8 protein-coding genes are annotated in these 7,961 nt (G+C 70.5%); all 8 read left to right on the forward strand.

The genetic code is table 11. The features are described 5' to 3' along the window. The first annotated feature begins 125 nt into the window (after positions 1–125). The 8 genes from nadC (at position 126) to IQ279_RS27165 (ending at position 7,919) form a co-directional block, all read left to right on the forward strand. Positions 126–1,190, forward strand: a complete 1,065-nt coding sequence (gene nadC, locus IQ279_RS27130) for a carboxylating nicotinate-nucleotide diphosphorylase (protein ID WP_206351976.1) — start codon at positions 126–128, stop codon at positions 1,188–1,190. Then, complete coding sequence (locus tag IQ279_RS27135) at positions 1,190–1,987, forward strand: type III pantothenate kinase (RefSeq protein WP_206351977.1); 798 nt, start codon at positions 1,190–1,192, stop codon at positions 1,985–1,987. The genes nadC and IQ279_RS27135 overlap by 1 nt, the downstream gene beginning before the upstream one ends. A gap of 108 nt (positions 1,988–2,095) precedes the next feature. Continuing rightward, positions 2,096–2,677: a hypothetical protein gene (locus IQ279_RS27140; RefSeq protein ID WP_206351978.1), complete on the forward strand. Its 582-nt coding sequence runs from the start codon at positions 2,096–2,098 to the stop codon at positions 2,675–2,677. A 109-nt stretch (positions 2,678–2,786) separates the two neighbouring features. After that, entirely contained in the window at positions 2,787–2,975 is a 189-nt protein-coding gene (locus IQ279_RS27145; protein WP_206351979.1) for a hypothetical protein, read from the forward strand. Between the two features lie 140 nt (positions 2,976–3,115). Next, the gene (locus tag IQ279_RS27150) at positions 3,116–3,526 is read left to right on the forward strand and encodes a BlaI/MecI/CopY family transcriptional regulator (RefSeq protein ID WP_206351983.1); all 411 of its coding nucleotides are present in this window, start codon (positions 3,116–3,118) and stop codon (positions 3,524–3,526) included. A gap of 10 nt (positions 3,527–3,536) precedes the next feature. After that, complete coding sequence (locus IQ279_RS27155; RefSeq protein ID WP_206351980.1) at positions 3,537–4,082, forward strand: amino-acid N-acetyltransferase; 546 nt, start codon at positions 3,537–3,539, stop codon at positions 4,080–4,082. Between the two features lie 171 nt (positions 4,083–4,253). Further along, a complete protein-coding gene (locus IQ279_RS27160; protein ID WP_206351981.1) occupies positions 4,254–4,592 on the forward strand; it encodes a histone-like nucleoid-structuring protein Lsr2 in 339 nt (112 codons plus the stop codon). An 801-nt stretch (positions 4,593–5,393) separates the two neighbouring features. Further along, on the forward strand, positions 5,394–7,919 hold the full coding sequence (locus tag IQ279_RS27165) for an ATP-dependent Clp protease ATP-binding subunit (protein ID WP_206351982.1): 2,526 nt from the start codon (positions 5,394–5,396) through the stop codon (positions 7,917–7,919). Positions 7,920–7,961: the final 42 nt, after the last annotated feature.

Here is a 7,961-nt window from a genome sequence, read left to right on the forward strand (position 1 = left end):
TGCCGCGTGGGCGGAGAAGCTCACGGGAGGGCGGTGCGCGTCGCGCGCGCGGCCGCCGGGCCGCATGTCATCACAGAGCCCGCGCCGCTGTGCCGCGTGGGCGGAGAAGCTCACAAGGAGATGCAGTGACCAGCCCCACGCCCGACGAACTTCCGCTGCTCCAGATCGGTTTCGGCCGTCCCGGTGAGGCGGTGAACGGCACCGGCGGGGGCTGCGGCGACGCCTGCGGCTGCGGCGGTGCGGACGACGGACCCGACCTGGACCCGCTGGAGTGCGGCCTGGACCCGGACCTGGCCGCACTGCTCGCGGACTCCGGCCTGGACCCGGTGCAGGTCGAGGACATCGCGCACATGGCGATCGAGGAGGACCTCGACCAGGGCGTGGACGTCACCACCGTCGCGACCATCCCCGAGGACGCCGTCGCCACGGCCGACTTCACCGCCCGGGAGGCGGGCACCGTCGCGGGGCTGCGGATCGCCGAGGCGGTGCTGTCGGTGGTCTGCACCGAGGAGTTCGAGGTCGAGCGGCACGTCGAGGACGGCGATCGCGTCGAGGCTGGGCAGCGGCTGCTGTCGGTGCGTGCCCGCACCCGCGATCTGCTCACCGGTGAGCGCAGCGCGCTCAACATCCTGTGCCGGCTGTCCGGTGTCGCCACCGCCACCCGTGCCTGGGCCGACGTGCTCCAGGGCACCGGTGCGGCCGTCCGCGACACCCGCAAGACCACTCCGGGGCTGCGCGCCCTGGAGAAGTACGCGGTGCGCTGCGGCGGCGGGGCCAACCACCGGATGTCGCTGTCGGACGCCGCGCTGATCAAGGACAACCACGTGATCGCCGCGGGCGGGGTGGCGGAGGCGTTCAAGCGGGTGCGCGAGGAGTTCCCCGGCGTGCCGATCGAGGTGGAGGTGGACCGGCTGGACCAGATCGAGCCCGTCCTCGCCGAGGGCGCCGACCTGATCCTGCTGGACAACTTCACCCCCGAGCGGACGGCCGAGGCGGTGGCGCTGGTCGCCGGCCGGGCGAAGCTGGAGTCCTCCGGCCGCCTCACCCTGGCCAACGCCCGCGCCTACGCGGACACCGGCGTGGACTACCTGGCGGTCGGAGCGCTCACCCACTCCTCCCCGATCCTCGACATCGGCCTTGACCTGCGTGACGAGGCCCGCGGCGGCGCGGGCGGACAGGAGCGCGACTGATGCTGCTCACGATCGACGTCGGCAACACCCACACCGTCCTCGGCCTCTTCGACGGCGACGAGATCGTCGAGCACTGGCGGATCTCCACCGAGGCCCGCCGCACCGCCGACGAGTGGGCCGTCCTCCTCCAGGGCCTGATGGGCATGCACCCGCTGCTCGGCGAGGACCTGGGCGACGGCATCGACGGCATCGCCATCTGCTCCACCGTCCCCTCCGTCCTGCACGAGCTGCGCGAGGTGACGCGCCGCCACTACGGCGACATCCCCTCCGTCCTCGTGGAGCCGGGAGTGAAGACCGGGATGCCGGTCGTCACGGACAACCCCAAGGAGGTCGGCGCGGACCGGATCATCAACGCGGTGGCCGCGGTGGAGCTGTACGGCGGACCGTGCGTCGTCGTGGACTTCGGCACCGCCACCACCTTCGACGCGGTCTCCGCCCGGGGCGAGTACACCGGCGGCGCCATCGCCCCGGGCATCGAGATCTCGGTCGAGGCACTCGGCGTACGCGGTGCGCAACTGCGCAAGATCGAGCTGGCCAGGCCGCGCAGCGTCATCGGCAAGAACACCGTCGAGGCGATGCAGTCCGGCATCCTCTACGGCTTCGCCGGACAGGTGGACGGTGTGGTGGAGCGGATGGCCCGCGAACTGGCCGACGACCCGGACGACGTGACCGTCATCGCCACCGGAGGCCTGGCCCCGATGGTGCTGGGCGAGGCCGCGGGGATCGACGAGCACGAACCGTGGCTGACGCTGATCGGACTGCGCCTGGTCTACGAGCGGAACATGGCCCGGGGCTGAGCACGGGCCCGGGCGCGGGGAACCGGGCACAGGGAACCGGGCGCGGGGCGGGGACACAGCAGGACTGCGATATGTCCGCTCAGTAGGCCTATGTCGTAATCTCGCCGTATGCCCACGCCCTATGGTTCCCGAGGCGCCATGGTCCTCGGTCCGGACGAACTGCGCGTCCTGCGCAGCGCGCTCGCCCTCGTCCTCCGTCCCGACCGCGCCCAGCCGTCCGCGCGTGCCGGCGGATGGTGCCCGGAGGGGGCGGCGGAGGAGCGCGCCGAGGCGGTGCGCGCGTGCCTCTGGCTGGCCGACGCACTGGACGAGGCGAGCCGTGAGGCGGACCGGTTGAGGGCCTTCCTGTCGGCGGACCTCGACCGCTACCGCGCCGCACTGCCGGGATCGGCCCCGGGATACCTCGCGCGGCTGGAGGAGGCCGTGGCGCTGGGCTGCGCGCTGAGCGCGGAGGACCTGAGGGCGCTGCGCGGACTGTGCGCCGGCGGGGCGGGCGGGGCGGAGGCCGGGCGCGGCGCCGCGCTGCTGCGGCGCCGCGCCCGGCCGACGGCGCCTTCGGAGCCCTCCCGGGCGCCCGGGCCCCCCGGCCGCGGCCGTCCGGCGGCCGTACCGCGCCCGGTCCCCACCCCCGCCGAGGTCTTCCCGCCCCGCGGCCCGTCCCCGGCGTACCGCCAGGCGCTCCCGGTCTGACGTGCGGCCCGCTCTCCCCCGCGCGCACGGCCGCGCCCCGGGCCCTCGCGAGGGCCCGGGAGAGCCGCCGGTACGCTGGAGGTCCGGTATCCAAGGAGGCTGATCCGGCATGGAGTACATCGCCGCACTCACCCCGTCCGTGGTGATGGCCGTGGCCTTCACCGCTCTCATCGTGACGATCGTCAAGAGCCAGGGCGGTGCCAACAAGTCCAAGGAGGACGCCGCGGTGGACAGGACCCTGGCGCAGGCCGAGGCCGCGCACGCCGCGTCCCCGGCGGACGGCGCGCCCAGGAGCTAGTGCCGCCGGGCGGCGGATGCCGCGACGGCGTGGGAGCGCACACCGGGGAGGTGAACATCCCCGGTGTGCGCTCCTCTTTGTTTACCGTCCGGCCAAAACAAAGTGCTCAATGCCGTTCAAATGCGGCTATCGTTCTTGGTGTGCCTCGGCCACTGGGAGAGCTGGAAGACGCGGTGATGACGCGGGTATGGCAGTGGAACCGCCCGGTCACGGTGAGAGAAGTGCTCGACGACCTACGGCGTGAACGGCCGATCGCCTACACCACGGTCATGACCGTAATGGACAACCTGCGGGAGAAGGGATGGCTGCGGCGAGAGCGCGAGGGGCGGGCCTATCGATATGAAGCCGTCTCCACCCGGGCCGCCTACTCCGCGGCGCTCATGAACGAAGCATGGGCGGCGAGCGACAACCCCGCGGCGGCACTGGTGGCCTTCTTCGGGATGATGTCGCCGGAACAGACCGAAGCCCTGCGGGACGCCTTGCGTGTCGCGCATCTCGACGACACGCGTCCCGGTGCCCCCGCCGGGGGCCGGGGTTCTCCGGAGCGATAGCGTCCCCGGCATGCCAGAAGCCGTAAGCCGCGTAAGCCCGGCGAACCCCGTAAGCGAGGTCACCGTCCGCAGGGCGAGAACCAGTGATGTGCGCACCGTGCGCCGTCTCATCGACGCCTACGCGCGCGACCGCATCCTCCTCGACAAAGCGACGGTGACGCTTTACGAGGACATCCAGGAGTTCTGGGTCGCCGAACGCGACCACGACGGCGAGGTCGTCGCCTGCGGGGCCCTCCACGTGATGTGGGAGGACCTGGCCGAGGTCCGCACGCTCGCGGTCGATCCCGCGCTCAGGGGCACGGGGGTGGGACACCTGGTGCTGGAGAAGTTGCTGCAGACCGCGCGCTGGCTGGGAGTCCGGCGCATTTTCTGCCTCACCTTCGAAGTGGACTTCTTCGCCAGGCACGGCTTCACCGAGATCGGCGAGACGCCGGTGGACGGGGATGTCTACAGCGAGCTGCTGCGTTCCTATGACGAAGGTGTAGCCGAGTTCCTGGGTCTCGAACGAGTGAAACCCAACACCCTGGGCAACACGCGCATGCTGCTGCACCTATGAGGCACTCGCTCCGTGCGCCCTATGTCCGAAAGGTCCCTCCAATCCGGCCGGGTCGGCTCGGCAATGTTCCCGGAGGGTTTGTGTTTTCCCGGGAAAAGCGGTTTGCTTTCACCGTCAGTATCAGTAATCGGTTTTCGGTGGCTGACCACACACGACGAATGGGAGTAACCGGTGGCGCAGAAGGTTCAGGTCCTTCTTGTCGACGACATCGACGGCGGTGAGGCCGACGAGACCGTGACGTTCGCTCTCGACGGCAAGACCTACGAGATCGACCTCACCACCGCCAACGCGGACAAGCTCCGCGGTCTGCTGGAGCCTTACGTCAAGAACGGCCGTCGCACCGGTGGCCGTTCGGCTCGCGGCAAGTCCCGTCCGTCCGCCGGTGGCGGCGGCGGAAGCCAGGACACCGCGAAGATCCGCGCCTGGGCGAAGGAGAACGGCTACGAGGTCAACGACCGCGGCCGTGTCCCCGCCAACATCCGCGAGGCCTACGAGAAGGCGAACGCCTGAGCCGCGCGGGCGAGCCGCGCGCGGCGATGCCCCGTCGCCGCCGCGCTCACCGGACCGGCGGGAGGCCCTTACGCCCCGTCCGGGGGGCCGCAGCCGTGCCGCGGCCTCCCGGGGACGTGTGCGGCCGGTGCGGCCTGACCCGTCCCGCTCCGGCCGGTGCCGGCCCGCGTCACGCCGCGCCCACCGCGTCACGCCACCGCGCCGCGCCCTCCGGGCGGCCGCCGGGCGCCTTCCGGAGGCACCCGTGCGCGTCGTGTGCGTCACACGTTCCGCACGCGCCGCGATCACCGGCCCGCGCCCGGTCGCGCACCGGCCCGACGCGCCAGTCACCCGAAGTGGTGATCCGCTACTCCGCGTGCCCGGCCGACGGGTGGGGAAGGTGTACCGCGCCGCGCAAGAGTGTTCGCCAGTAGCGGATGCACCCGCCCCGCCCGGCATGGACTGTCAGTGTCCCGGGGTAGGAAGTCGGTGAAGAAATCCCACGTGGAACGGGGGTGCGGCACCGGCGATGGAGCGGTGGACGGACGTGGCGGCCCAGGAGCGTTCGCCGTCGGCGTAGTGGAAGCGGGCGGATATGTCTGGCCTGCGGGAACATCGTCTCGCACCATCGGGTTGGAACTGTTGTCGGCTGTTCGGGACGAGGGCGAGAGGTAACGGGCTCTCCTCCCCCGCCAGCGCGGGAGCGATCCGGACGGGTGTCGGCAGTTGGAATGAGCGGTCCCCGCTTGCGGGACTAAGCTGCGGAAGGACAGGGAGGGGACCGACCCCTTACTGCCTGACCGCTCTGAGGAGCGATTAACGATGTTCGAGAGGTTCACCGACCGCGCGCGGCGGGTTGTCGTCCTGGCTCAGGAAGAAGCCCGGATGCTCAACCACAACTACATCGGCACCGAGCACATCCTCCTGGGCCTGATCCACGAGGGTGAGGGTGTCGCCGCTAAGGCACTGGAGAGCCTCGGGATTTCGCTCGAGGCGGTCCGCCAGCAGGTGGAGGAGATCATCGGCCAGGGCCAGCAGGCCCCGTCCGGCCACATCCCCTTCACCCCCCGTGCCAAGAAGGTCCTGGAGCTGTCGCTCCGCGAGGCCCTTCAGCTCGGCCACAACTACATCGGCACCGAGCACATCCTGCTCGGCCTGATCCGCGAGGGCGAGGGCGTCGCCGCCCAGGTCCTCGTCAAGCTCGGCGCCGATCTCAACCGGGTGCGGCAGCAGGTCATCCAGCTGCTCTCCGGCTACTCCGGGGGCAAGGAGGCGGCCACCGCGGGCGGCCCCGCCGAGGGCACCCCCTCGACCTCCCTGGTGCTGGACCAGTTCGGCCGCAATCTCACCCAGGCGGCCCGCGAGTCCAAGCTCGACCCGGTCATCGGGCGCGAGAAGGAGATCGAGCGGGTCATGCAGGTGCTGTCCCGCCGCACCAAGAACAACCCGGTCCTCATCGGCGAGCCCGGCGTCGGCAAGACGGCGGTCGTCGAGGGCCTGGCCCAGGCCATCGTCAAGGGCGAGGTGCCCGAGACGCTCAAGGACAAGCACCTGTACACGCTGGACCTCGGCGCCCTGGTCGCCGGGTCCCGCTACCGCGGTGACTTCGAGGAGCGCCTGAAGAAGGTCCTCAAGGAGATCCGCACCCGCGGCGACATCATCCTGTTCATCGACGAGCTCCACACCCTGGTGGGTGCGGGCGCCGCCGAGGGCGCGATCGACGCCGCCAGCATCCTCAAGCCGATGCTGGCCCGCGGGGAGCTCCAGACCATCGGCGCGACGACGCTGGACGAGTACCGCAAGCACCTGGAGAAGGACGCGGCCCTGGAGCGCCGCTTCCAGCCCATCCAGGTCGCCGAGCCGTCGCTGCCGCACACCATCGAGATCCTCAAGGGTCTGCGCGACCGCTACGAGGCGCACCACCGGGTGTCCATCACGGACGCCGCCCTGGTGGCCGCCGCGCAGCTCGCCGACCGCTACATCTCGGACCGCTTCCTGCCGGACAAGGCGATCGACCTGATCGACGAGGCCGGCTCCAGGATGCGCATCCGCCGGATGACCGCACCGCCGGACCTGCGCGAGTTCGACGAGAAGATCGCGAACGTGCGCCGGGAGAAGGAGTCCGCGATCGACTCGCAGGACTTCGAGAAGGCGGCCTCCCTCCGCGACACCGAGAAGCAGCTCCTGGCTGCCAAGGCCAAGCGGGAGAAGGAGTGGAAGGCCGGCGACATGGACGTCGTCGCCGAGGTGGACGAGGAGCTGATCGCCGAGGTCCTGGCCACGGCCACGGGCATCCCGGTCTTCAAGCTCACCGAGGAGGAGTCCTCGCGCCTGCTGCGCATGGAGGACGAGCTGCACAAGCGCGTCATCGGGCAGGAGGACGCCATCAAGGCGCTCTCCCAGGCCATCCGCCGCACCAGGGCGGGCCTGAAGGACCCCAAGCGCCCCGGTGGCTCGTTCATCTTCGCCGGCCCGTCCGGCGTCGGTAAGACCGAGCTGTCCAAGACGCTGGCGGAGTTCCTCTTCGGTGACGAGGACGCCCTGATCTCCCTCGACATGTCGGAGTTCAGCGAGAAGCACACCGTCTCGCGGCTCTTCGGCTCGCCCCCCGGCTACGTGGGGTACGAGGAGGGCGGCCAGCTCACCGAGAAGGTCCGCCGCAAGCCGTTCTCGGTCGTCCTGTTCGACGAGGTCGAGAAGGCCCACCCGGACATCTTCAACTCGCTGCTGCAGATCCTGGAGGACGGTCGCCTGACCGACTCCCAGGGCCGGGTCGTGGACTTCAAGAACACCGTCATCATCATGACGACCAACCTCGGCACCCGGGACATCTCCAAGGGCTTCAACCTTGGCTTCGCCGCCCAGGGCGACGTCAAGACCGGCTACGAGCGGATGAAGGCCAAGGTCAACGAGGAGCTCAAGCAGCACTTCCGGCCCGAGTTCCTCAACCGTGTCGACGACACCGTCGTCTTCCACCAGCTCACCGAGGAAGACATCATCCGGATCGTCGACCTGATGGTCGCCAAGGTGGACGAGCGGCTCAAGGACCGCGACATGGGCATCGAGCTCAGCGGTGATGCCAAGAAGCTGCTCGCCAAGAAGGGCTACGACCCCGTCCTGGGCGCCCGACCGCTGCGCCGGACGATCCAGCGGGAGATCGAGGACGTGCTGTCGGAGAAGATCCTCTTCGGCGAGCTGCGCCCCGGTCACATCGTGGTCGTCGACACCGAGGACGAGGGCGAGGCGAAGAAGTTCACCTTCCGCGGTGAGGAGAAGTCGGCCCTGCCGGACGCGCCTCCGGTGGAGTCGGCGGCGGGCGGCGGCCCGAACCTCTCCAAGGACGCCTGAGGCGCACGGCGCCACCGAGCCGGTCACACGGCAGCCACACGG

Origin of the sequence: Streptomyces verrucosisporus (genome assembly GCF_017114865.1) — a bacterium.
GTDB lineage: Bacteria > Actinomycetota > Actinomycetes > Streptomycetales > Streptomycetaceae > Streptomyces > Streptomyces fenghuangensis.

Coding starts and splice junctions, on each gene's coding strand:
- IQ279_RS27135 (WP_206351977.1), top strand. CDS start 1,190: ATGCTGCTCACGATCGACGTCGGCAACACCCACACCGTCCTCGGCCTC.
- IQ279_RS27140 (WP_206351978.1), top strand. CDS start 2,096: ATGCCCACGCCCTATGGTTCCCGAGGCGCCATGGTCCTCGGTCCGGAC.
- IQ279_RS27145 (WP_206351979.1), top strand. CDS start 2,787: ATGGAGTACATCGCCGCACTCACCCCGTCCGTGGTGATGGCCGTGGCC.
- IQ279_RS27155 (WP_206351980.1), top strand. CDS start 3,537: ATGCCAGAAGCCGTAAGCCGCGTAAGCCCGGCGAACCCCGTAAGCGAG.
- IQ279_RS27165 (WP_206351982.1), top strand. CDS start 5,394: ATGTTCGAGAGGTTCACCGACCGCGCGCGGCGGGTTGTCGTCCTGGCT.